The organism is Nocardia sp. NPDC055002 (genome assembly GCF_053608825.1).
Genome location: NZ_JBSGWE010000004.1, coordinates 517,439 through 539,921, shown reverse-complemented (window position 1 = coordinate 539,921; position 22,483 = coordinate 517,439). Strand labels below are relative to the sequence as shown.

24 protein-coding genes are annotated in these 22,483 nt (G+C 68.1%); 9 read left to right on the top strand and 15 right to left on the bottom strand.

Annotation, left to right across the window (positions count from 1 at the left end; genetic code table 11):
• Positions 1-73: 73 nt before the first annotated feature.
• Together ACWF99_RS19275 and ACWF99_RS19270 are read right to left on the bottom strand one after the other, a co-directional pair.
• Positions 74-3,445, bottom strand: coding sequence for a P-loop NTPase fold protein (locus tag ACWF99_RS19275; RefSeq protein WP_452537016.1), 3,372 nt, complete (start codon positions 3,443-3,445; stop codon positions 74-76).
• Between the two features lie 171 nt (positions 3,446-3,616).
• Positions 3,617-4,384, bottom strand: coding sequence for an SDR family NAD(P)-dependent oxidoreductase (locus ACWF99_RS19270; protein WP_358066424.1), 768 nt, complete (start codon positions 4,382-4,384; stop codon positions 3,617-3,619).
• Between the two features lie 149 nt (positions 4,385-4,533).
• Between ACWF99_RS19270 and ACWF99_RS19265 the strand changes: the two genes are divergently transcribed.
• Positions 4,534-5,412 (top strand): SDR family NAD(P)-dependent oxidoreductase, encoded by an 879-nt coding sequence (locus ACWF99_RS19265; protein WP_378637828.1) that lies wholly within the window; start codon positions 4,534-4,536, stop codon positions 5,410-5,412.
• Positions 5,409-6,047, top strand: coding sequence for a TetR/AcrR family transcriptional regulator (locus ACWF99_RS19260; RefSeq protein ID WP_378637831.1), 639 nt, complete (start codon positions 5,409-5,411; stop codon positions 6,045-6,047). The genes ACWF99_RS19265 and ACWF99_RS19260 overlap by 4 nt, the downstream gene beginning before the upstream one ends.
• On the opposite strand, the gene ACWF99_RS19255 is transcribed toward ACWF99_RS19260, so the two are convergent.
• The 4 genes from ACWF99_RS19255 to ACWF99_RS19240 all read right to left on the bottom strand — a co-directional run bounded on the left by ACWF99_RS19255 (position 6,044) and on the right by ACWF99_RS19240 (position 9,223).
• On the bottom strand, positions 6,044-6,775 hold the full coding sequence (locus ACWF99_RS19255) for a TMEM165/GDT1 family protein (protein ID WP_452537015.1): 732 nt from the start codon (positions 6,773-6,775) through the stop codon (positions 6,044-6,046). The genes ACWF99_RS19260 and ACWF99_RS19255 overlap by 4 nt on opposite strands.
• A gap of 358 nt (positions 6,776-7,133) precedes the next feature.
• Positions 7,134-7,661, bottom strand: coding sequence for a peptidase (locus ACWF99_RS19250; RefSeq protein WP_378637836.1), 528 nt, complete (start codon positions 7,659-7,661; stop codon positions 7,134-7,136).
• A gap of 159 nt (positions 7,662-7,820) precedes the next feature.
• The gene (locus ACWF99_RS19245) at positions 7,821-8,444 is read right to left on the bottom strand and encodes a superoxide dismutase (protein ID WP_194825332.1); all 624 of its coding nucleotides are present in this window, start codon (positions 8,442-8,444) and stop codon (positions 7,821-7,823) included.
• A 167-nt stretch (positions 8,445-8,611) separates the two neighbouring features.
• Complete coding sequence (locus tag ACWF99_RS19240; RefSeq protein ID WP_301904288.1) at positions 8,612-9,223, bottom strand: hypothetical protein; 612 nt, start codon at positions 9,221-9,223, stop codon at positions 8,612-8,614.
• Positions 9,224-9,559: 336 nt separating this feature from the next.
• On the opposite strand from ACWF99_RS19240, the gene ACWF99_RS19235 reads away from it, so the two are divergent.
• The 4 genes from ACWF99_RS19235 to ACWF99_RS19220 all read left to right on the top strand — a co-directional run bounded on the left by ACWF99_RS19235 (position 9,560) and on the right by ACWF99_RS19220 (position 12,736).
• Complete coding sequence (locus ACWF99_RS19235; protein WP_378637839.1) at positions 9,560-9,919, top strand: rhodanese-like domain-containing protein; 360 nt, start codon at positions 9,560-9,562, stop codon at positions 9,917-9,919.
• Between the two features lie 82 nt (positions 9,920-10,001).
• Entirely contained in the window at positions 10,002-10,988 is a 987-nt protein-coding gene (locus tag ACWF99_RS19230) for a DUF4328 domain-containing protein (RefSeq protein WP_452537014.1), read from the top strand.
• Positions 10,985-11,752: a glycerophosphodiester phosphodiesterase gene (locus ACWF99_RS19225; protein WP_101464998.1), complete on the top strand. Its 768-nt coding sequence runs from the start codon at positions 10,985-10,987 to the stop codon at positions 11,750-11,752. Before ACWF99_RS19230 ends, ACWF99_RS19225 begins: the two co-directional genes overlap by 4 nt.
• Before the next feature lie 63 nt (positions 11,753-11,815).
• A complete protein-coding gene (locus ACWF99_RS19220; protein ID WP_378637844.1) occupies positions 11,816-12,736 on the top strand; it encodes a DUF5926 family protein in 921 nt (306 codons plus the stop codon).
• 241 nt (positions 12,737-12,977) lie between these two features.
• On the opposite strand, the gene ACWF99_RS19215 is transcribed toward ACWF99_RS19220, so the two are convergent.
• The 5 genes from ACWF99_RS19215 to ACWF99_RS19195 form a co-directional block, all read right to left on the bottom strand.
• Positions 12,978-13,526: a ferritin gene (locus ACWF99_RS19215; protein WP_378637846.1), complete on the bottom strand. Its 549-nt coding sequence runs from the start codon at positions 13,524-13,526 to the stop codon at positions 12,978-12,980.
• Positions 13,527-13,668: 142 nt separating this feature from the next.
• The gene (locus tag ACWF99_RS19210; RefSeq protein WP_452537013.1) at positions 13,669-14,205 is read right to left on the bottom strand and encodes a ferritin; all 537 of its coding nucleotides are present in this window, start codon (positions 14,203-14,205) and stop codon (positions 13,669-13,671) included.
• Positions 14,206-14,214: 9 nt separating this feature from the next.
• A complete protein-coding gene (locus tag ACWF99_RS19205; RefSeq protein WP_452537161.1) occupies positions 14,215-15,609 on the bottom strand; it encodes an LCP family protein in 1,395 nt (464 codons plus the stop codon).
• A gap of 167 nt (positions 15,610-15,776) precedes the next feature.
• On the bottom strand, positions 15,777-16,553 hold the full coding sequence (locus ACWF99_RS19200; RefSeq protein WP_452537012.1) for a CPBP family intramembrane glutamic endopeptidase: 777 nt from the start codon (positions 16,551-16,553) through the stop codon (positions 15,777-15,779).
• A 190-nt stretch (positions 16,554-16,743) separates the two neighbouring features.
• Positions 16,744-17,505, bottom strand: a complete 762-nt coding sequence (locus ACWF99_RS19195; RefSeq protein WP_378637853.1) for a DUF2470 domain-containing protein — start codon at positions 17,503-17,505, stop codon at positions 16,744-16,746.
• Between the two features lie 101 nt (positions 17,506-17,606).
• Here ACWF99_RS19195 and ACWF99_RS19190 point away from each other — a divergent pair, with 101 nt between their 5' ends.
• Genes ACWF99_RS19190 through ACWF99_RS19180 form a run of 3 tightly spaced genes read left to right on the top strand, consistent with a single transcriptional unit; the run spans position 17,607 to position 19,649 of the window.
• Positions 17,607-18,029: a hypothetical protein gene (locus ACWF99_RS19190; protein ID WP_452537011.1), complete on the top strand. Its 423-nt coding sequence runs from the start codon at positions 17,607-17,609 to the stop codon at positions 18,027-18,029.
• A gap of 40 nt (positions 18,030-18,069) precedes the next feature.
• Positions 18,070-18,984, top strand: a complete 915-nt coding sequence (gene pheA / locus ACWF99_RS19185; RefSeq protein WP_378653423.1) for a prephenate dehydratase — start codon at positions 18,070-18,072, stop codon at positions 18,982-18,984.
• The gene (locus ACWF99_RS19180; protein ID WP_452537010.1) at positions 18,981-19,649 is read left to right on the top strand and encodes a histidine phosphatase family protein; all 669 of its coding nucleotides are present in this window, start codon (positions 18,981-18,983) and stop codon (positions 19,647-19,649) included. The genes pheA and ACWF99_RS19180 overlap by 4 nt, the downstream gene beginning before the upstream one ends.
• A 73-nt stretch (positions 19,650-19,722) precedes the next feature.
• On the opposite strand, the gene ACWF99_RS19175 is transcribed toward ACWF99_RS19180, so the two are convergent.
• The 4 genes from ACWF99_RS19175 to ACWF99_RS19160 all read right to left on the bottom strand — a co-directional run bounded on the left by ACWF99_RS19175 (position 19,723) and on the right by ACWF99_RS19160 (position 22,483).
• A complete protein-coding gene (locus tag ACWF99_RS19175) occupies positions 19,723-20,559 on the bottom strand; it encodes an ESX secretion-associated protein EspG (protein ID WP_378637862.1) in 837 nt (278 codons plus the stop codon).
• Positions 20,556-21,677, bottom strand: coding sequence for a PPE family protein (locus ACWF99_RS19170; protein WP_378661347.1), 1,122 nt, complete (start codon positions 21,675-21,677; stop codon positions 20,556-20,558). The genes ACWF99_RS19175 and ACWF99_RS19170 overlap by 4 nt, the downstream gene beginning before the upstream one ends.
• Before the next feature lie 46 nt (positions 21,678-21,723).
• Positions 21,724-22,035, bottom strand: a complete 312-nt coding sequence (locus ACWF99_RS19165) for a PE family protein (RefSeq protein ID WP_378637867.1) — start codon at positions 22,033-22,035, stop codon at positions 21,724-21,726.
• A gap of 109 nt (positions 22,036-22,144) precedes the next feature.
• The gene (locus ACWF99_RS19160) at positions 22,145-22,483 is read right to left on the bottom strand and encodes a metallopeptidase family protein (protein ID WP_378661368.1); all 339 of its coding nucleotides are present in this window, start codon (positions 22,481-22,483) and stop codon (positions 22,145-22,147) included.

Here is a 22,483-nt window from a genome sequence, read left to right as displayed (position 1 = left end):
ACGGCGCCCTGCCCGGGGTGGGCAGAGCGCCGTGTGGGTGTGCCGTGACCAGCCCGGGGCAATGCCCATCCCATTACGCAGTGTTCGACAGGGGGCTCTCATCTATTGGGAGAGAACTTTCTCTCCTGGATTTCCGCGTCCTACCGAGTTCCGCGACGACCCGGCCCGCAGGGAAGGAGAGGCGTCCAACGGGTTGGATCCAGTGCTGCCACTCCGAAATAGCCGCTGGTAGAACGATGCCCAGCGCGGCGGCGGCTGTCGTGATTTGTTGCAGGGCGTCGGCGAGAATGTGCCACGATTCCACTTCGTGGACAGTAAGGCGTGCGTCTGCCTTGTTTCGCCAGCCGTCGTCCGGTTCGGGTCCATTCTGTTCGGGGCGCAGGCCGGTGAGGAAGTCGGCCCACATGGTTTCGGGTGCGGTCCGATACAAGTGGGTGAGCAGGACCGGGCCGAGCTCGGGAAGGCCGACGAGCGCGGCGAGCAAGACCATCGCGGGTAGCCGATCCTGTTCGGTGCTCGCGTTTCCCTTCTGGCGTTCGATGGCAGAGAGCAGGCTGTAGCTGTTGGCCAGGCGTTTTACCGAGCGAGCGGTAGTGATCAGCGGGGGGCCGAGTAGGCGGATGAGGTGGAGTTCGTCCTGTGTGAGGGCGAACGGCGCGATCCGGCGGTGTAGTTCGGGGCGGGGGAGAGCGACGGGCGCTGGATTGAACACTGGGGCCCGCGTTGCGGAGTTCGAGGGGGGTGCCAGAGCGGGGGTGGGTGTGTATGCCCGCGGCGCGGTGGTGTTCGGCTGTGAGGAGGGCGCGGTGGTATCGCTGAGGGTGGTCGTACGCTCGCTGGGCACTGAGTCGGCCCGTGCTCCAACCACTTCGTCGATCAGCGAGGTGTAGCCGACCCGATCCAGCGGCGGCAGCGTGTACACCAGCTGAAAGATCTTCTCCAGGTACTGCGCTGGGGTCGACGCGTGGCCGTCGTCGGGATCGACTTCTATTGCGGTGAACAGGGTCTGGTTGCCGTGGTCGGCGGTCAGCATCTCGCGGTAGTGCACCGAGATCGACCGCAGCAACCAGCGTGGGTCCACCGCGACGACAACGACGAACAGACGCACGGCGAGCAGCAGGTGGATCGCCTCCAGCAGTTGCACGACTCGGTCGGGCGGGCAGCGATCCAGATCGTCGATGTAGAGGACGATCCGATCGATCTGCGGCAGCTCGTCGACCTCGGTCTGCGGAGACTCCGCCTCGAGCGGTGCGCCGCGTTCGGCATTGCGCCGCAACAGTTCTGCCATGTGCTCGAAGTCCTCGCGGATGCGGGTCATGATCCCGAGATTGCTTCGATAGTCGCCCGACCCCGCCCGATCGGCGACGAACCCTGCCAACTGCCCCGCGGCAGTGAGGTTCTGCTTGTCTTGCCTCAGCTCGGCGATATTGGCCTTGCTCACCGCGATCGCGGTGTCGAGCTTGTCCTCCTCGGCCCTTCTTGCGTCGGTCAGCGCGCGTAGTTCGGTATCGAACCGGTCGAGAAACGCGCTGATCCGTCCCCAATTGCTACCGAGCAGCAGCACACCGACCCCGCCGGTGAGGATCTGTGCGACGGTCCGCAGCCATGCCGACAGCCAGATCGTCACCGCGACCCCGGCTCCGACGAGGACGAGTAGACCGAAGAAGGTCAGCCAACCGGCACGGCCGCCCTCTTCTCGCCATCCCGCGATCCGATCGATGTCCTTCTCGGTCTGCGTGTCAGCGACATTGTTTTCGGCGAAGGCTTTGATCCAGAGACCGAGCGAAGCCATCGGCGAATATATGCGGGCCCTGGTCTTTTCCAGCTCCCGCAGCCGGCCACGTTCGGCCGCGATCCGCTCGTTCAGCCCGCGCCTGGCCACGAGCTCGGCTTCGAGCCGGGACATCCCACGTTGCGCGGTCGCGGTATCGGCGGGGCTGTCGGCCTGGGTGAGCTGGGTGAACAGTTCGGCGACCAAGCTGGCCCACAGGTCGGTCTCGGCGTAATGCCAGGCGTTGAAACGGATCTGGCGGATGTTCACATGGACGGACGGATCGGGTGTCGCCCCGGCGACTCGATCTCGGACCAAGCCGAGGAAATGGCTCTTGCCCTCGCCCCACTCGCCGAAGACGCCGATGGCCATGGGTAGGGAGGTCGATCTCGAGGTGATGATGTCGGCGAGTGCGGTCGCGTCATCGGCGCGGGCGAGGTGGTCCGGGGTGTCGGCGCTGTCGGGCTTCGGGGGGAGGAGCTGGACCACCTGTTCGGTGAAGAGCTCCGACAGACAGATGGTGTTGTCGGAGCTGCCGGTCGCCAGCACCGGGCGCCCGTTCACGACTCCCCATGCACCCCAACGCAGTCCGCCGGTGTGGTCGGTGATGTGCTCGATCCACTCCCCGGTGGCGGGATCGAACAGCCGGACGGTGCCATCGTCACCGCCGGTGGCGAGCAGTGCCCGTCCCGCCGCATCGCACCACGCACCCCACCGGGCAATTGAGGCGTCGAGCTCCCGTATCCGCCGTACTCGATCACCCGCGATCTCCCATATCCGAACGATGCCGTCGAAGTGGCCGGTGGCGAGGACAGACTGTCCGTCGACCGTGCTCCATGCACCCCAGATGGTCCCTCGGGCGAACCCGCTCTGATCCTCCAACCACATCCCGAAGGGCCCCGAGGTGGAACCCCACAGCCAAACGCTTCGGTCCTCCGGCTTGGTGCGGCCGGTCGTGCCGACATGATCACCGGTCGCGAGTACGGATCGGCCGTCGATGCTGCCCCACGCGCCCCACTGCACAGTGCCGGAATGGCCGACGAAGTCGATGCGTGGTGTGCCCGTGGCCGGATCCCAGAGCTGGACAAGGTGATCCGTGCCGCCGGTCGCGAGCGTCGGTTGTCCGTCGAAGACACCCCACGCGCCCCAGACCACCGTCCCGGTGTGCCCGGTCAACGCCTCGCCGTGCTGCCGACCCGTCACCGGATCCCAGAGCCGGACGGTGCCGTCGCGGCCGCCGGTGGCCAGCAGCATCAGATCCGCGACACGACCCCACTCGCCCCATTCCACCGGGCCGACATGGCCGGTCATCGGTCGTCCGTGTGGTTGGCAGGTCCGCGCGTCCCAGAGCCGCACGGCACCGTCGGTGCTGCCGGTCGCGAAGAGTGGTTGATCGTCGAGATAGCCCCAGGCGCCCCAGGTCACTGAGTCGGCGTGTCCGAGTGGCGTGCCGTGCGGTTCGCCGGTGGCGGCGTCCCAGAGCTGGACGGAGTTGTCCTGGCGTCCGACGGCGAGCAGTGACTTTCCGTCGACTGTGCCCCACGTGCCCCGCCACAGAACATCGGCGTGCCCGACGAGCGGCTTACCCAATGGTCGAAGACGTAGCCGCGGGCTGCCCGAATCCGCCTCGCCGCCAACGCTGGAACGCTGCGGGTCCCCCGAAGATGCAGTCACGCAATCAATTCAACCCCGCGACGCAGTTCAGCGCCCGGATACGGTGAGCGCGGGCCAACGCTGCGTCGGTGCTGCCCTACGAAGCGCGAACGGCGCCTGAACTATCAAAGACCGGCGTGATCGTGCAATAGGAGCCCCGATTGCACGATCACGCCGGGTTGTCAGCAGGAACTAGCGCGGGGCCATGCGCAGCGCACCATCCATGCGGATGGTCTCGCCGTTGAGGTAGTCGTGGGCCGCGATGTACTCCACCAGCTGGGCGTACTCGTCGGGACGGCCGAGACGCGACGGGAACGGGACGCCGGCTTCGAGGCCCGCGCGGTATTCGGGAGTGACGCCGGCGAGCATCGGGGTGTCGATGATGCCGGGGGCGATGGTGTTGACGCGGATGCCGAACTGGGCGAGGTCGCGCGCGGCGGGGACGGTCATGCCGTGCACGCCACCCTTGGACGCGGAGTAGGCGATCTGGCCGACCTGGCCCTCGAAGGCCGCGACCGAGGCGGTGTTGATCACCACGCCGCGCTGGCCGTACTCGTCGACCGGTTCGGTCTTGGCGATGGCGTCGGCGGCCAGGCGCATCACGTTGAACGTGCCGAGCAGGTTGACGGTGATGACGGTGCGGAACAGCTCCAGGTCGTGCGGGCCGTTCTTGGACAGGATGCGACCCGCCCAGCCGACACCGGCACAGTTCACCACGATGCGCAGCGGCGCCGGGCCCTCGGTGATCTGGGCGATCGCGGCGGCGACCTCGTCACCGCTGGTCACGTCGGCCGCGATCAAGGTGACGCCGGCGGGCACGTTGTCGCCCGCGCGCTCGATGGACGCGGGAACGTCAAGCCCGAACACAGTGGCGCCCGCGTCGGCGAGGCGCTTGGCGGTGGCGGCACCGAGACCGGACGCGCCTCCCGTAACGATGGCAGCGGAACCCGAAATCTCCACGACAAATCCTCCTGTATTGAATGGCGGCTTATTGTGCCGCTTGCCAATAGTGGCACCCTAGCGTGAACCGGGTGTGGTCTGGAACACGCATCCGGAGTGCTGGGGAAATCGTCGTGAACACCGGTGTTTACCGGTGGTAGCGTGCCGTCATGAGATCGTTCGCCGGTCCGTCGGTAGCCGGACGCAGGGTCCTGATCACCGGGGCCGCTCGTGGGATCGGTGCCGCGCTCGCCCGCAGGCTGGCCGCGCGCGGGGCCCACGTCGCCTTGCTCGGGCTGGAGCCGGAACTGCTGGCCGAAGTGGCCGCGGAATGCGGCGATGTGCCGTGGCGGTATTGCGATGTGGCCGACCGGGGGCAGGTCGAGCGGGTGGTCGAGGTGCTGGTCGCCGAACTCGGCGGACTCGATGTGCTGGTGGCCAACGCGGGAGTCGCCAAGCAGATGGCGATGATCGGCGGAGATCCGTCGGTGCTGGAGGAAACCCTCGCGGTGAACGTGCTCGGGGTCGCCTACACGGTGTCGGCGGCGGGCGCGCATCTTTCGCATCCGGGCGGGTATGTGCTGATGATGTCGTCGATCTCCACCGCCGTACAGTTGCCGCTCGGCGGGGCCTACAGCGCCTCGGCGGCGGCGGTCGCCTCGCTCGGCGCCACGCTGCGCGCGGAACTCCGGTCGACCGGGGCCAAGGTGGGGGTCAGCTATTTCGCCGGGATCGACACCGACATGACGGCGCGTGGATTCGGTACGGCCGCCGCGCACACCGTGCTGGGGGAGACCAGCCTCACCGGGAGCTCACCCGTCGGGCCCGCTGTCGAAGCCCTGGAACGCGCCATCGCCCGACGACGCAAGACCGTGGTCTCTCCCTGGTGGGTAGCGTTGGTCCGGCCGTTCCGGCTGCTGGCCCAACTGGTCGTGCAGCGCGTGCAGGGCGACCGCCTGGCCCGCGCCATCGACATCGCCCGCACCGAGGACGTCCCCTTCACCACCGAACAGCCGGCCCGGCCCCGCAGAATGGAACGGCAGTCATGAGCGATTCGACCCTGCGGCAACAACTTCCGCGTGGACGCCACCATCTGTCGCGCGAAGAAGTGATCGCCTCTCAGCGTGAGCGCATTCTCGTCGCGATGGGGGAGGCGATGACCGTGGGCGGCTATGTCGGCACGCCGGTGGCGGCCGTGCTCAAGCGCGCCGGGGTTTCACGGGAAACGTTCTACGAGCTGTTCCGGTCGAAGGAGGACTGCTTCAACGCGGCCTTCGACCGGGTGTCGAGCGCACTGGCCGAGAAGCTCCAAACGGTGATCGCCGACTGCGCCGACACCGACGCGCTCACCAGAATGGACCGCATCCTCACCGCCTACTTCGACCACATGATCGACGACCCGGCCTCGGCCCGGCTGTTCCTCGTGGAGGTCTACGCGGTCGGCCCGTCGGCCATCGAGGCGCGGATGGCCCTGCAGCATCGATTCGTCGAGGTGGTCTCCACCATGCTCGGCGCCGAATCCGAGGACCAGCGATTCGCCTGCGCGACCCTGGCCGCCGCCATCGGCGCCATGGTCACCGGCCGCATCGCCGCCGACGACCCGGAAAGCCTGCGTGGCATCAAGGACCAGCTGATCGCCCTGGCCCGCCGCTCCGGCACCCTCTACGGGAACGCCTTCGCCTAGCCCTTTTCGAGGACGCCCTTTTCGAGAGCTCGGCTCCGGATGCCGGGCTCGCTCGCCCGCGCCGCGGACAGCCCGCGCTTGCGCCACACCAGGACGCCGAGTACCGCGGGCACGATCAGGGCGAGGCCCGCCGAACCCCAACCGCTGAGCGCGGGCACGAACGCGTCGAGGACGGTTTTGCCCGCGAAGAACAGGAACAGCAGGCCCGAGGCGGTGGCGATGCCGCGTTCGGGGAGGTGCTTGCCCGCGAACTTGCCGACCAGGATCGCCAGTCCGCCCGCGGCGACCATGCCGGCGACCGAGCCGATCCAGACGGCCAGCCAGTTGTTGCTGGAGGCGAGGGCGGCGGCGGCGAACATGGTGCGGTCGCCGAGTTCGGCGAGGGTGAAGGCCGAGATGACCACCAGGAAGGCGTTGCGGGCGCTCGGCGGCTCCGGGGCTTCTTCGGAGTCGTTGTCGCTGCTCAGCGCGTCGCGCAGGGTCCAGAGGCCGACCACCAGCAGGGTGAGCGCGGTGACGACGGCGATGGCGTTCGCGGGCAGGGCGGTGCCGAGGAAGTGCCCGACGCCCGCGGCGATGAGGTTCACGGCGACGCTGGCGACGCTGATGCCTGCCAGCACCACCCACCAGCGGTAGCGCAGCGAGAAGGTCAGCGCCATGAGTTGGGATTTGTCGCCGAGTTCGGCGAGGAAGAGCACGCCGAAGCTCAGCAGGATCGTGGCGATCATGAAGTCAGCTCCCAGGAAATACTCCGGCCTGCGGCTGAAAGACGGGTGCGCCTTCAGCCACACCGGTCGACGGATCGGTTCGTGGCCGAAGGTCTCGCCCACCGGTGGTCACCGGTTCACGCAGCCGGACCGCGCCGAATTCGGCGGCGATCAGTATGTCGACTGGGCGATTGCGGGCTACTCCCCTTCGCTGTCCACCACTCTAGTCCGGTTGCTCCCGGTATGCCAAGTCCTGGTAATCCAAATCTCAATGGGCACAATAAGTTTGGGTGTGCGGCGGTGATAGTTCGGTTTCCCTGATTTCAGTGGCACGCAGACCCGTTGCCAGGCATTCGCCCGCCCGTCGCGGGCGAAAGACTCAGGCCGCCAGCAGCATTGCGAGCACGGCGGTATCGGGATCGCTGATCAGATCCATCCCGACCCGGCTCACCAGCGAGGTGATCGTGCCGTCGAGTTCGGCCTCGGCCCACGCCGCGCGATGCTCCAAACCGAGGTGCGGCACGCCGGGCAGCAACACACAGCCCGAGGCCGCGCCCGCGCATTCGGGCAGCGACGGACGGGTCTCCGACGGTGGGTGCAGCATCAGCAGCGCCGGCGGGGTGTGCGCGGCGAACCGGCCGGGTTCGATCGCTTGATCGCCCAGTACCGGCCCCTCGGCCATCACCAGGCCCACCGTGCCCGGTTCCGGGTCGTCGGGTAGCTCCTCGCGCACCCCGAACACTGTGCTGGTCACCAGCAAGCCCGGCATCGACGCCACCCGCACGGCCAGCACCAGCACCTGTGCCCATTCCTTGGTGGTATCCGGCCACCGCCCCGACACCACGAACCCGCTCAATCGTCCCCGCGCCTGAAACGGCGTGATCCCGATCGGACCCTGTGTATTCATGATGGCCTCCCGACTAACGGGGGCGACTGTGCCCGTATGACAGGAATAACCCCAAACCCGTCTGGCACACAAGTACCAGTGAGTGCCAGAACGGGCAATCTACGCAAAAGACCTCCCAGCCAATGACTGGGAGGTCTTTCGCGCTACACCTGAGGCGGATCAGCCGAAGATGAGGCCCTTGCCCTGGCCGACGGCCCGGGCGAAGCGGTCCTGCACGTCGGCCCAGTTGACGACGTTCCAGAACGCGGTCACGTAATCGGCCTTGACGTTCTTGTACTGCAGGTAGAACGCGTGCTCCCACATGTCCACCTGCAGCAGCGGGATGATGCCGGTGGGCACGTTGGCCTGCTGGTCGTACAGCTGGAAGGTCAGCAGCTTCTGGCCCAGGGTGTCGTAACCCAGGACGGCCCAGCCGGAGCCCTGCAGCCCGTTGGCGGCAGCGGTGAACTGCGCGCGGAACTTGTCGAACGAACCGAACTGGTCGGCGATGGCCGCGGCCAGGTCGCCGTCCGGCTGGTCGCCGCCGTTGGGGGAGAGGTTCTTCCACCAGACGGAGTGGTTGTAGTGGCCACCGAGGTGGAAGGCCAGGTTCTTCTCCAGCAGCAGGATGGCAGCCAGGTCGCCGGACTCACGGGCTTCCTCGAGCTGCTCGAGTGCCTTGTTCGCGCCTGCGACGTAGGCGGCGTGGTGCTTGGTGTAGTGGATCTCGTTGATCTCACCGGAGATGTGAGGCTCCAGTGCGCCGAAGTCGTAATCCAGTTCCGGCAGCGTGTAGACGGCCACGATGTCCCTTTCCGTGTGTCGGGCTGTGTGCGCCCAGTTCGGACGACAACACCAACCATCATTCGTACACCCGCTCGCTGCAACCCCGCACACGCGGTTCCGCATTCCCTTGCGATCACGGAGATGGAAACTTCGCGGGCGTGGCCCGCGGTCGCGGGCCGCGAATACTACAGCGGCGGTGCGATGTCGGCTTTTGTGGTCCTGGCGTCGCCGGTGGCGTGCGCGTCCCACCAGCGCCGCCCACCGTCGATGAACTCGTTCATCGGAATCTCGCGCCCCGCGGTGTCGGTGACGGAGATCTTGTCGAACCACACGCGGACGTCGAGCTCGCGCGGGTCGATGCCTTCTTCCTGGGAGAACTCGATGACGTGCGCGGCGATCCGCTGATCGAGGACCGTGTCGAAGCTGAGCAACTCGCTCCACAGCGTCCAGCCGCTGTCGTCGAGGTCGATGAATTCCCAGCCGTGCAACCCGCCGCCGCCGAAGCTCTCGATGGCCTCGTCGAGCTGGTCGAGGCTCAGGGGAAGCACACGGGCGTCGACATCGTCCCAGCGCTGGATGCGCAGGGAGGCCGCGACGCGGGTGACTCCGGTGAAGGTGAGCAGAACTTTCGTGTCGATCGGCGCGGGTCCATCCGTGGGTAGCGTCAGCACCTCCAGAGCGAGTTGCAGCCGGCCCGCCGCGGCATCCACTTCTACCCCTAGACACGTGGATTCGGACAAAGCGGTATTCAAGCCGTTGATGTCGAAACTGTCGAGTAGCCCCCTGCTCACGTTCATGCGCCCAGGCTACCGATCTGGCCGCCCAGATCCCAGGATTTAAGATTTTCTCTAGTGTTCTCGTTTTTATGGAACCGAATCGGTCCCGCTTGCGTCCAAGTAGATGTCGGGACAGAACACACTCCACGAATCCCGACGTCAGCGGCGAACGACCGCTCCGGGATGACATGGAGGGGAGTCCCGGATCGGTCGTTCCCGGCTGGTTCCACCCGGCTGTCGGCGTTGTCGGCAGCCGGTTCCCGTTGGCCGTGTGCTGACCGATAGCTGAGGCCCGCGCGGCACCTCGTCCTCGCACAGGCTCGCCCGGCAACGCGCGCGGCATGGCAGGATCGAGGCGTGACGAGCTCCGATGTCCCCGCCGTGCCGGTGGGTGCGGTACCCGCCGCGTTCGACCACGCGGACCCCGCGCCGGGTGCGCAGCTGCTCGACGTGCGCGAACCCGACGAATGGAACCTCGGGCACGCGCCGGGCGCGATCCACATCCCGATGGTCGACGTGCCCGCCCGCCTCGACGAGCTCGACATCGACGCCGAGCTCTACGTCGTGTGCCGACAGGGCGGCCGGTCCATCGAGGTCGTCCGGTATCTCGCCCACATCGGGTACGAAGCGGTCAACGTCGCGGGGGGCATGGTGGCCTGGCAGCGGACCGGCCGCCCCGTGGTCGCCGACGGCGACCACGAAGCCAAGATCTACTAGCCGGAAGCGGGGTGCGCGGGTGAGTTCGGTGGTGCAACCATGTGCACGCTGTGGTGCGCGGTGGGCCGTGCAGGGCGCGCCGATGCACTGGTGCCCGCGCTGCCGAGGGGTGCTGCTCTCGCCCGGCAAAGTCGACGCGCCCGCCACCCAGCGCAACTACCGCTGGGTCGCGCGCCGACCCGACCACCGCACCCGTAAGGCGGGCGCCACCACCTCGGCCCCGCTCGGGCCGACCCCGAGCTACACCCAGACCCCGCGCTGGGGCCTGCTCGACCCGCCGCCGTCGCCGGCTCGCACGCCCGAACGCCCGCTGCGCGGCATCGCCGCCCACCGCGACCGGCTGCTGCTCGGTACCACGATTGTCTTCCTGCTCGCCGGGCTGGCCGAGTACGGCCGCTACCTGATCCTGTTGCAGAACCGCGCCCGGCTCATCCCCGGCTGGCTGCTGTCGATCTCCGACGCGACAGTGCTGGTGTTCGGCGTCATCGCGCCGATCTACGCGCTGGTGACCGCGGTGGCGCTGGTCGCCTGGCTGATCGAGGCGCGCACGATCGTGTTCACCGCCTACGGCAAGCGTGACCCACGCAAGCGCTGGTCGCTGATCGCGGGATGCCTTGTGCCGGGCGTCAATCTGATCTGGCCGGGCGTGTTCCTCACCGAACTCCTCGGCGCCGACCCCGATCCGCGCTCGTGGCGGGCCGTGCGGATCTGGTGGGCCGCTTGGGTGTTCAGCGGGCTGCTGTTGATCGCGGCGACGCTGTGGCGCGACGCGTCGACCCTGCAGGCCGAGGCCGACGGTGTCTCGTTCACCGGTTTCACCAACCTGTGCGCTGCCGGGTTCGCGATGCTCACGCTCTGGATGGTGCGCACGCTGGAAGGTCGCGACCTGCGCGGCGACATCAGGTCCGCGCACCGCTGGGTGATGGCGGCCGACCCCGCGCAGGTCGTCATCGCGCCCGTCGAGCCGGGCGCTGTCGCGGCGCGCGACGACGCCGGGCACGATGAGGTCGAACGCGCGGATGCTGTCCGGGCAGGCGAGAATACGCAGGAGGAGGTCGTGGCCAAGTGAGCCAGAACAATCGCCCACCCTTCGTGGTGGCGCATCGTGGCGCGTCGGCGGCACGACCCGAGCACACCCTCGCCGCGTACGAGCTAGCCCTGCAGGAGGGGGCCGACGGTGTGGAATGCGATGTCCGGCTCACCCGCGACGGCCACCTGGTCTGCGTGCACGACCGCACCGTCGACCGCACCGCCGATGCCACCGGCCTGGTCAGCGAGCTGACGCTGGACGAGCTGCGCGACATGAACTTCGGCACCGACGAAGCACCGCAGGGCGTGCTCGCGCTCAGCGATCTGATCGGACTCGTCCTCGACTGGCGCACCCGCCCGACGAAACTGTTCATCGAGACCAAACACCCGGTGCGCTACGGCGCCCTGGTGGAGAACAAGGTGCTCGCCGAACTGCAGCGCTTCGGTATCGCCACGCCCGCCTCGGCCGATCATTCCCGCGCGGTGGTGATGTCGTTCGCGGCGACCGCGGTCTGGCGGATCCGCCGCGCCGCACCACTTCTGCCGACGGTGCTGCTCGGCGAATCGTCGCGGTTCCTCGGCGGCGGCGCGGCCACCACGGTCGGCGCTACCGCGGTGGGGCCGTCGGTGAAAACCCTGCGTGAGCATCCCGAACTCGTCGACAAGGCCGCCGCGGCGGGGCGGGCCACCTACTGCTGGACCGTCGACGATCCCGAGGACGTGACGTTGTGCGCCGACCTGGGCGTCAGCTGGGTCGCGACCAACCACCCCGGTCGTACCAAGGCGCTACTCGCCGGAGTCTGACCGGACACGGCCTGGGCAGGGGGCGCGGTAAGCGAACTTGCCGCTCGGCCATAAACTCCACGCGTGGGTAAAAGCAAGCGGAACAGTCCGAAGCCCGACAGTAATCGGGCTCAGCGTCTCGCGCAGCGGCGTGCGGCGCAGGAGCAGGCATCCGCGGCCGTGACACGGCCGTTCGAGGGTCTTGCCGCCGAATGTGATCTGGTGGCGCTGCGGGAGTTCGTGCCGTCGGCGACCGCGACCTTGAAGCTCGCGCCCGGTGTGGCCGCGCAGCGTGAGGTCACCCTGGCGACGGTGCTGCCCGGCGCGGTGGCCGCGCTCGTGCGGGCGGGCGACGAGCCGGTCGGCTTCGTCGGCACGCAGATGCAGTTCCGTGGCGAGGACCCGTCGGCCGATATCGCGGCGGCGATCCTGTGGACCCAGTCGGCCGAGCCCGGTGAGTCGCTGAACTCCGCCGAGGCTGCCGACGGCGGTCCGCGCCTGGCCGATGTCATCGATCCCGGCGCCGATCTCGAGCTCACTGTGCACCAGGACTTCGACTGGTGGGTGCCCGAGGGCGTCACCCCGGATCCGCAGGTGGCGGCGACGATCGAGCAGGCCAAGCAGGCCATCATGCCGTCGGCGCGGCTGGACCTCGGCCCGGATTCCGTCGGCGCGGCCTGGTGGGTCGACGCGGGTGAGAAGGCGCATGTGCGCTGGGTGCGTCCCGAGGACGAGGACGCGCTGATGCTGGCGCTGGCTCGCGTGCACGCCACCGGTGGTCTGCACCTGGGTGAGGGTTCGCGCTTCGCCGGTTCGTTCCGCACGCACGGTCTGCTGGTGCCGGTGTTCGACCTCGATCCCGAGCGGCACCCGGCCGAATGGGAGGCCCCGGCACGTGAATTCGGTGCTCGCCTGGCCGAGGCGCTGGCCTCCGACGCGCCGATGACCAGCGAAGAGCGTCGTTCGCGCGACGGTTTGCGGTCGCGTCAGGTCACCCTGCGCTGAACTTAATGAAACATGCCTCTTTCACAGATTCGGTCGGCTAGGTTCACGACTGAACCGGACAATCGGTGACAAGGAAAGTAAGAGGCATCGTGGAATTTCTCGGATCTATCGCCGGTCTCGCCCAGATCTTGATCGGCACCGTGCTGGCCAACACCGGCTCGGGCGGCTCCGGCTCCGGCTGGTAAAGCGCACGCGAAGGATTCGGCTCGCTGCCCGCGAGCCGAATCCTTCCGCGTTCGGGCTAGACGCTGCCGCCGGCCACCGACGGTGCGCCGGACGCGTCCTTCGGGGTGCTCAGCTCACGCCACATGAACGCCTCCAGATCGAACAGGTTCGACCCGGCGCGATCGGCGATGTTGAGCAGCGTGGTCATGTGCGCCACTTCCTCGACCTGTTCCTTCAGGAACCACTGCATGAACTGCTCGCCGAGGTAGTCGCCCTCTTCGCGGGCGGTGCTCGCCAGCTGCACGATCTGGTCGGTGACCGTCTTCTCCTGGGCCAGTGCCAGTTCGATCGGCTCACGCGCGGACTCGAACTTCGACTTCGCCGCGTCGATGCCCGAGATCTCCACGGAGATATCGCGGTCGACGAAATACTGCACGATCATCATCGCGTGATTTCGTTCTTCCACCGACTGTGCGTAGAAACGCTTGGCCAGCTGCGGCAGGTCGTTGTTGTCGAACCACACCGCGATCGCGATGTACTGGTGCTCGGCATTGAACTCATGCCGGATCTGGTCTTGGAGCAGAGTATGGAACTTGCTTCGCGGGGCTTCCGGATGAATCGACATGGCGGCAACATTAATGCTGGTCATAGGGGGTTGTCATCCAAGTGCAGCCTTATTGAGGACAGTATTCCCTAACCAAGTATTTCCTAATAAACGCCGATGTGCAGCCATTTCTGGGCAGCGCACGGCCGCCGCGCAGGCGAGGCTATCCCTTACTCGCGCCTGCCATTCGGGGTGCCGTGGTGTCGACGCGTACCGCGCCGCGCAGTTCACGGCGGATGAATTCCTCGACGTCGAACAGGTTGTCCTGCCGGTCGAGCACAGTGAGCAGCGTGGTCATTCCGGCGACATCGTCGACTTGCTCGCCCAGGAACCACTGCATGAATTGCTCGCCGAGGAAATCATTGGTGTCACGCGCGGCCGCTGCGAGCGCGCTGATCTGCGCGGTGGTGACCCGTTCACGGTCGAGCAGAAAGGCGATCGCGGCGCGCGGGGAATCGAATTCCGAACGCACTTCGTCGAGCCCGCCGATGCTGATCGGCACGTCGCGGTCGAGGAGGTACTGCACCATGCGCATCGCGTGCCCGTGGTTGGCCGTCGAACGCGCGTAGGTCTGCCCGGCCAGCTCGGGTAAATCCTGCGCGTCGAAATAGACGGCGGCGGCCAGATACTGATGAGACGCGGTCAGACCGGCTCTGACCTGGTCGCGCAGGAGATCGGTGAACGACAGGTTCTCGGGCATACCTCGACGTTACCGCGTGAGCAGCTCCTCCGGAATCTGCTGATCGGTGGCGAGCGCCTCGAAGAACCCGGAGGCCTTCGACTTGTCCCAGAGCAACACGTTGCCCACGTCGGTGTCGTCGAATCCGCCGATCGGGACGCTGGTGGTGACGGTGTCGCCGCGCATCGCCCAGCCCAGCGCGGCCAGGTTCCAGATGTGGTCACCGTCGTCGACCTTCAGCGAACCCGCGACCCCGGTTGCCATCGGCCACAACGCGAACGGATTGGCTAGGGTGCCCATGCCCGTCGCCTTCTTCAGCAGCGCCGCCATGAACATCCGCTGGCGGTTCATCCGGTCGACATCGGCGGTCGGGGTCGCGCGGGTGCGCACGAATCCGAGGGCCTGCGGGCCGGACAGTTTCTGACAGCCCGCGGCCAGGTCGAGCCCGGCCAGCGGGTCGTCGATCGGCTCGTCCAGGCACATCTCGATCCCGCCGATCGCGTCGACCACGCTCGCGAAACCACCGAAACCGATCTGCGCGTAGTGGTCGATTCGCACTCCCGTGGCTTCCTCCACCGTCTGGACCAGCAGCGGAGCGCCGCCGAGCGCGAATGACGCATTCAGCTTGTCCTTGCCGTGGCCGGGAATGTTCACGTAGGAGTCGCGCGGGAGGCTCACCATCGTGGTCGGGCCGGAGGACGGGATGTGCACCATCATGATCGTGTCGGTGCGTTCGGGTCCGGTGTCGCCGCCGGTCGCGAGTTCCTGTTCCTGCTCGGTCGAGAGGTCACCGCGGCCGTCGGAGCCGACGAGCAGCCAGTTGGTGCCCGGGGTATTGCTGACGCGGTCGCTGTAGGAGGGCAGCGCGGTGATGCGGGTCAGCGAGTTGTCCAGGTGCACGACCGCGGCGATGAGGCCGGCGATCAGCAGCACGACGATCAGCGTGAACCACCGGAACGGATGACGTTTGCGCCTGCGCCGCGGCCGCGGCTGCCTGCCCGCGTCGATCGGCGGGGGAGTGCGGCGGGGTGGCAGCGCGTCGTGATGGGGGACCGGCCGCTGGGTCGGCGCGTGTCTGACCTGCTCACGACGTGGTGGCGGCGGTGGTGGCTGACGCGGCTTCTCGCGCTCGTACGGCATCTGCGAGTAGGCCAGCGGCTGGTCGCCGGAGTTGCCGCGGTGCAGCACCTGGGTGGGTTCCACGTGCGATGCGCCGCGGCGGGGCGCCGGGTTGTAGCGCACCGTCGGCCCGTCCTCGGGATTCGGGCGGCGATCGTTTCCGGGCGGACGGCCATAGCGCGGATCGGGCGGCATCGCGCGGCCGGGCGGCGGCACAGGACGACCTGGTGGGGGCACCGCGGGGCGACCGGACGCCGGCGGCACCCGGCGTCTACGGGGGTCCTCGCGGGGATCGTCGCCGTTCATCACCGTCAAACTCTACTGATCGTGGAGAGCGCGAGTCGGTTCTGCGCGCTCGGTTACTACTGGGATACCCCGTCGGCGGGCCACTGTTAGCGCGAAACGCGGTGATGTGGTGAAACTCGCCGCGACACGCCGTCCGCATCAGTGAACGGGCACGTTGCCGGTGGGTCTCACGGCAGCCAGCCGACGCGTCCGCGCAGCACGTTGTAGCCGAGGTAGGCGACAGCGTCGATCGTCGCGTGGGCCAGGATCAGCGGCCACAGGCGGTTGGTCCGCTGCCAGTAGCGGCCGAAGATCAGGCCCATCACGATATTGCCGAGGCCGCCGCCGATCCCCTGGTACAGGTGATAGCTGCCGCGCAACAGCGCCGAGGCGGCCAGCGACGAGTTCTCCGACCAGCCGAGCCTGCGCAGCCGGGTGATCAGATAACCCACGACCAGCACTTCCTCGGCCACGGAATTCGCACAGGCCGACAGGACCAGCACCGGCAGCCGCCACCAGTGCTCCGACAGCGAACTCGGCACGATGGTGACGCTCACCCCCATCGCGTGCGCGATCAGATACAGCGCGAGCCCCGGCACCCCGATCACCGCGGCCAGCACCAGACCCGCGAGGACATCGCCGCGCCGGATCCGCGCCAGCCCGATCATTTTCGGCCCGATCCCGCTGCGCCACAACAGATACAGTCCCAGCGCGGCCCACGCCAGCAGCCGGGTCACCCCGACGAGCTGGAACAGCAGATCGAGGAACGAGTTGTTCGACCGCGACGCGTTCAACGCGACCGTGCGCCCGCCGACCCCACCCGGCGACAACGCCGAATCGAGCAGGGACAGACCGGCACTGATCCCACTCAACCCGAAGGTCACGAGCAGAACGATCGCGATCTCGACTCGCAGCCCGAACCTGTCCCGTCCGCTCAGCGGGGCCTGGGGAGGATCGACACGCATGCGCGCAGTGTAAGCAGCGAACGCGTCGCAGCAGGTTCCCGCCGAGCCCGGCAACCCGAAGTGAGACGCACCCCCACCCCGAGCCCCAACGCAGAACCCCACACAGCCTGGGCCGGGTGATCCTGATGTGTCTCTACCAAAGGAGCCTCCAGGGCCCCGCTCGAGCGCGCCAGCGCTCCAAAATTACAGCTCAGATGCGGCGCAGACCATTCAAGAACGGGCAGCCGGCCAGCACGCGCACCGCGCGGCTCAGCGACTCGATGTCGTCGGCCGGGGTGGGGAAGGGTAGCCGGACATCGTGGTCGCCGTCGTTGCTCTCGACCCGGAGCGTGAGCCCGTAGCGGTCGATGGCCAGTGGATGCACCAGCCCGCCCCGCAGCCGAGTCGGCAGGTGGCGGGCCAGCTGGGCGACCACGTCGGCGTGATCCTCGGACATGTGTTGCAGCCAGGCGCTTTCCAGCTCGCAGAACGGGTCGGCCGTGGCGGCGCGCAGGTCGGCGTGGTCGACGGATTCGGCGCCGGCGGTGTCGGCCAGTACCGCCGAGTTCACCACGATCCGCAGCAGCGTGACGCCGTGCCCGACATCGAGCAGACCCGGATGCGGGTACTCCTTGGCGATTTCGATGGCGAGCGCGCGCTGCGCCTGCTCCGGTACCTGGCGCACCCAACCGCGCAACCACACCAGCGCCCTGACCGGCTCGCGCAGCGGCAGGGGCGCGTGATCGGTGAGTTCGAGGACCGCCGAGGTCTCGTTGGCCGTGGCGGCCAGCGCGGCCGCGAGTGAGGACCCGGGCACCGCGATCACCGCGTCGCCGCAACGCCGCAGGTGATGCAGCGTGGTGGGAACCGGGTCGATACCGGGCAGCGCGAGCACCGCAGTCTCGGCATGAGCGCACGCACTTCGCACCCGCTCGGCGGTGGTCGGCGCGAGGATCGTGGTGGGGCTCGACATGACAACCTCCGCGAACGTTTGATTAGGTAAACCTAAGCTAAGTTACAAACGCCCGACACGCAAGAGGACACCCCGATGAATCGAGCCGATACGGTGGACGGATGACGCACGACGACCACGGCGACGACCATTCCGCCCCCGCCGAACCCGTCCTGCTGAACCTGTCGGCCCCCGGCCGCCGCAGCCTCGTGGCCGACCTGATCCGGCCCGACGGCAGTTCCCCCACCCCCGTGGACGTCGACATCCCCGACCCCGACCTCACCGCCTTCCTGGCCGGCATCGCCCACGCCGACCACGGCTTCGTCGCCCGCACCACCAGCGGCCCCCGCGCCCTGGCGATCGTCGCGGGCACCGTGGCCGCCCTCTGCGGCGAAGACATCCCCACCGCCCTCACCACCCCCGACCTCCCCTTCCTCAAATCCCTGAAACCCGCCGCTATCGAGGCCACCCGCACCGTCCTGCTGGCCATCGAAACCCCCGACGAACAGGCCGTCGCCGAAGCCCTGCGCGTCCTGGATTCCTGAGGCCGGCCGCCCACGGCGGCAGTCCAGCTAATCTTTCTGTGTGCCGTCTATAGCGTATTTCGGGCCGTCCGGGACCTTCACCGAGATGGCTTTGGTCAAGTTCGAGAACTCGGGGGCCTTCGACGGGCCGGTCGAGCGGATTGCCGCGCCCAGTCAAGGGGCGGCGCTCGACCTGATCCGGACCGGCGAGGTCGACGGGGCAGTGGTGCCGATCGAGAGTTCGGTCGAGGGCTCGATCCCGGCGACCCTGGATTCCCTCGCCATCGGACCGCGCTTGCAGATCATGGCCGAAACCGAGCTCGAGGTCACCTTCACGATCCTGGCGCGACCCGGCACCTCGCTGGCGGATGTGCGCACACTCGCCGCCTATCCCGTGGCGGCGGCGCAGGTCAGGGAGTGGGTGGCCCGGAACATGCCGCAGGCGCGCCCGTTCACCTCGGCGTCCAACGCGGCGGCCGCCGAAGACGTGGCGGCCGGCACCGCGGACGCCGCGATCTCGACCGCGCTGGCGGGCGAACGACTCGGCCTGCAGACCCTGGCCGCGGGCGTGGCCGACCACGACCAGGCCATCACCCGCTTCGTGCTGGTCACCCAGCCGGGCATCGCCCCCGCCGCCACCGGTGCCGACCGAACCTCCGTCGTTCTCGAACTGCCCAACGAGCCCGGTTCGCTGATGCGCGCGTTCGCCGAATTCGCCACGCGCGGGGTCGATCTCACGCGCATCGAATCGCGGCCGACCCGCACCGGCATGGGCACCTACCGGTTCTATCTCGACTGTGTCGGACACATCGACGACCCGGCGGTAGCGGAAACTCTGAAGGCCCTGCACCGCACGACCCATGTCCGCTTCCTCGGATCATGGCCCGCGACAGCGGCAGTCGGCACGCCTCCGCCGTCGGACGAACCGGCGGCAGAATGGTTGACGCAATTGCGAAAGGGGGTCGCGGACCTATGACTACCCGCGCGAAACTGATTCTGGTGCGCCACGGCGAGACCGAGGGCAATGTCGCGAAGATTCTCGACACCGCCGTGCCCGGCCTGCCGCTGACCGAACGAGGTGTGGCGCAGGCGAAAGCGTTCGGCGCCGGCCTGGTGCGCGCGCCCCAGGTGCTGGTGTCGTCGGACGCGTTGCGCGCCCGACAGACCGCGAGCCACATCGAAGAAGCCACCGGCACACCGGCTTACGTCCTCGACGGCCTGTACGAGGTGCAGGTGGGCGATCTGCACGGCCGCTCCGACCGGGAAGCGCACGAACTCTTCCAGCAGATCTATCGCGGCTGGCACCTCGGCGAACTCGACGTGAGAGCCCCCGGCGGCGAATCCGGCCACGAAGTGCTGGCCCGCATCCTGCCCGTCCTCGACGGCCTGCGCGAGGAATTCCTGACCCCCGACGCCGACGCTGACGTAGTGGTGGTGAACCACGGCGCCGCCATGCGCCTGGTCGGCAAGGCGCTGGCCGGGGTGGCGCCGCCGTTCACAACGAACAACCACCTCGACAACACCGAGACCATCGAACTGCTCCCCACCGAAGACGGCGGCTGGGAATGCCTACGCTGGGGCAAATTCACCCCACCGTTCACCATCAAAGCCGACTCCTCCGCCGACGACCCCATGGGTTAAACGCTCCGGCTGCGCCTACGGTTTACGGCTGAGTTGTGGGGGCGTTTGGTGGGGCGGTTGCGGTGGGGTGGGCTTACGCCGGGTTAGCGGCTGCCGCGGTAGGGAATTCGGTGCGGACCGGGAGGGACTCGATGAGGTCGGCTACCGCGGTGCGGAGGCGGGCGTTGGTGCCGCTGGCGATGGACGACCACTTCACGCCGTCGTCGGCGACGCTGGCGGTGATGATGAATCTGCCTGCGCGCGTGTTGAAGACGGCGATGTGGTTGTCCTGGATATCGCGGGTGCCGTCGCCGTAGGCCACGCCGACGATCTCGGCGTAGGAGTGGATCTCCACCAGCGCCGAGGCCAGTACCTGTGCGTCGGTGGCCGGATTGCCCACCTCGGCCAGGCGTTTCGTCGTGGCGGCCGCGTCGCCGGTGTCGCCGAAGATCGGCGCCAATTGGTCGGTGGGAGCGTTCATCCCGTACAGCTCGAGCGCTTCGACCGGCCCGAGCGCCTGCAGCACCGCGCCGGGCAGATCGAGCCCGGCGTCGTCGATGACGTAGGACTGCGGCCCGCGCAGGGCGACGACCGCGCGGTCGTCGCCCTGCGCCAGACAGAATCGGTTGACCTGGCCGGCCACCACCCACCGCAGCGCGATGATCCACTGCGGCCGATAGAGCACCCGCAGCCGTTCGGCGAGCTCGGGTGCCACCACCTGGCCGAACAGCAGCTCGCGTTCGGCCAGGGCGGCCTGTGCCACATTCATGGCGGCGTCGTGCGCGGTGACGTTGTCATAGCGGCCCATGGCGTCGAGTACCACGGGCATCTCGTCGAACTCCAGTTTCTCCAGGAGGAACTGCATGTCGTCGAGCGAGAGCACGACGGCGCCGAGCAGCGAACCTCCGCTGCCCGTGCCGAGAACCGTCACTTGGCCGTTCCGGCGAGGTCGGCGCCGATCACGCCTTCGGCCGCGTAGCGACCGTCGGTGAACTCGTCGGAGCGCACGTAGTCGACGCCATCGTGCTCGTCGTCTTCCTCGCCCTTCTGCCGGTTGCCCATCAGCGGGTTGGCGCCGCTGTTGGCATTGCGCACGGGGGCGCTCTCGACCCGGTTGACGACCGACTCCGAGACCGGCGCGCTCGCTGACGCGTTCGCGGCGGGCGCACCCCAGCCCTCGGGCAGCTTCAGCGACCCCGCGCTGACGCCACCGAGACCGGCCGAGGTGGTGGCCATGCCACCCACCGCGGCACCGGCGGCCCCCACACCCGCCATGACGGGCGCGGCGGCGGTGCCCGCGGGCACGGTGGCCGTGGCCGCCGAGATCGCGGAAGCGCCGATGTTGCCGACCGTGCTGACGCCGCCGGTGAGTACGCCACCCGCGGTGTTGGCCGCCTGGGTGGCCGCACTGACCACACCGGGGTTGGTGACGAAGGCCTGCGCCGCGGCCGCCGCGGTCTGCAGCGGATCGCCGCCACCGAAGTCGCCCTGCGAGGCGGAGCCCGCACCGCTGGCGATGGCGGGCGGCATGGTGAACTCGCTGGGGATGGCGACGGTGGCCGACGTGGCGGCCTCGTAGGTCTCCATCACCAGCGCGGCGCGGATGTCCATGGCATGGCGCGCGACTTCGGCGACCTCGAAGGCGCCGGAGACGACACCGGGCGGGTTGGCCGACGCGGCCACCGCGGCGTTGGTGCCGACGATCTCGGGCAGGCTCGGCATCGCGATCGACGCGACGGTGTACGCGGTGGCGTTGGCCGCGCACTTCGCACTGATCGCCGCGGACGCGATGCCCTGCTGGCTGGCCCAGCCCGCGAACGGCGCCAGACGAGCGAGCACGGCGATGCCGTTGACACCCTGGAGGCCGACCCCGACTTCGGCGATCACGCGCGTGATGGTGAAGGCGGCGTCGCCCCACGCGGCCGCCAGCGTGCCCCACGAGGTGGCGGCGGCGCTGATCGGGATCGCGTGTGCGCCCGCGTTGAGGGTGGTGGAGTTGACTTCGGCCATACGAGGCAGCCAGAACACCCCGGTGATCCCTGCGGTCATGCTTGTTTCTCCCCTGAGTAAATGATCGTCGACAGGATCGGTGCGACTACACCTGGACGGCGTTGATCGTCGCCGCGCGAGCCACGTCTTCCCCGATATGAGTGGTCAGCTGCGAGCGCAGGGTCGCGGCCGCGTGGTGCAGCTCGAGGATCGCCTGGGCGACCGAACCGTCGTGCTTGCCCGCCGCGGTGTTGAAGTGGGTCGCCGCGAGCAGCGACACCTCTTCGGCGCCGGAAGGCAGCACGTGCGTGGTCGGCCCGGCGAGCCCGGCCGCGATGGCGAGGCGCTCGGCGAGCAGATCCAACTCCGCGGATGCGGCGAGGACGATTTCAGGTGCAACGAGAACGTGTCCAACCATGACCCGACTCCTTCTGGTGGCGGCTATCGGGAACCACGAGAATTCCCCCTACGAGTACTAGGACGCGAGAGCGGTTCATTCGGTTCCATCGATTCCCCACCCAGTTTCGCTAACCCCATCCCAGCTCATGCAACCGGTCGTCGTCAATCCCGAAATGGTGTGCTATTTCATGGATCACGGTGATCGCGACTTCTTCGACCACCTCGTCGTCGCTGTTGCAGATGTCGAGAATAGCTTCTCGATAGATCGTGATCGTATCCGGCAACGATCCGGCGTAGTAGCTGTCGCGCTCGGTGAGGGCGATGCCGTGGTACAGCCCGAGCAGCGACGGTTCCTCGTCGTTTCGGGGCTCTACCAGCACCACAACATTGTCTATGGCACTGGACAGTTCCGCCGGGATCTGGTCGAGGGCGTCACTGACCAACTCCTCGAAACGCCGCTCCGGCAT

Bases quoted from the DNA above. Each gene is read 5' to 3' on its own strand.
- ACWF99_RS19265 (WP_378637828.1), top strand. From the start codon at position 4,534: ATGAGATCGTTCGCCGGTCCGTCGGTAGCCGGACGCAGGGTCCTGATC.
- ACWF99_RS19260 (WP_378637831.1), top strand. From the start codon at position 5,409: ATGAGCGATTCGACCCTGCGGCAACAACTTCCGCGTGGACGCCACCAT.
- ACWF99_RS19255 (WP_452537015.1), bottom strand. From the start codon at position 6,775: ATGATCGCCACGATCCTGCTGAGCTTCGGCGTGCTCTTCCTCGCCGAA.
- ACWF99_RS19250 (WP_378637836.1), bottom strand. From the start codon at position 7,661: ATGAATACACAGGGTCCGATCGGGATCACGCCGTTTCAGGCGCGGGGA.
- ACWF99_RS19240 (WP_301904288.1), bottom strand. From the start codon at position 9,223: ATGAACGTGAGCAGGGGGCTACTCGACAGTTTCGACATCAACGGCTTG.
- ACWF99_RS19230 (WP_452537014.1), top strand. From the start codon at position 10,002: ATGCACTGGTGCCCGCGCTGCCGAGGGGTGCTGCTCTCGCCCGGCAAA.
- ACWF99_RS19215 (WP_378637846.1), bottom strand. From the start codon at position 13,526: ATGTCGATTCATCCGGAAGCCCCGCGAAGCAAGTTCCATACTCTGCTC.
- ACWF99_RS19210 (WP_452537013.1), bottom strand. From the start codon at position 14,205: ATGCCCGAGAACCTGTCGTTCACCGATCTCCTGCGCGACCAGGTCAGA.
- ACWF99_RS19205 (WP_452537161.1), bottom strand. From the start codon at position 15,609: ATGAACGGCGACGATCCCCGCGAGGACCCCCGTAGACGCCGGGTGCCG.
- ACWF99_RS19200 (WP_452537012.1), bottom strand. From the start codon at position 16,553: ATGCGTGTCGATCCTCCCCAGGCCCCGCTGAGCGGACGGGACAGGTTC.
- ACWF99_RS19195 (WP_378637853.1), bottom strand. From the start codon at position 17,505: ATGTCGAGCCCCACCACGATCCTCGCGCCGACCACCGCCGAGCGGGTG.
- ACWF99_RS19190 (WP_452537011.1), top strand. From the start codon at position 17,607: ATGACGCACGACGACCACGGCGACGACCATTCCGCCCCCGCCGAACCC.
- ACWF99_RS19180 (WP_452537010.1), top strand. From the start codon at position 18,981: ATGACTACCCGCGCGAAACTGATTCTGGTGCGCCACGGCGAGACCGAG.
- ACWF99_RS19170 (WP_378661347.1), bottom strand. From the start codon at position 21,677: ATGACCGCAGGGATCACCGGGGTGTTCTGGCTGCCTCGTATGGCCGAA.
- ACWF99_RS19165 (WP_378637867.1), bottom strand. From the start codon at position 22,035: ATGGTTGGACACGTTCTCGTTGCACCTGAAATCGTCCTCGCCGCATCC.
- ACWF99_RS19160 (WP_378661368.1), bottom strand. From the start codon at position 22,483: ATGCCGGAGCGGCGTTTCGAGGAGTTGGTCAGTGACGCCCTCGACCAG.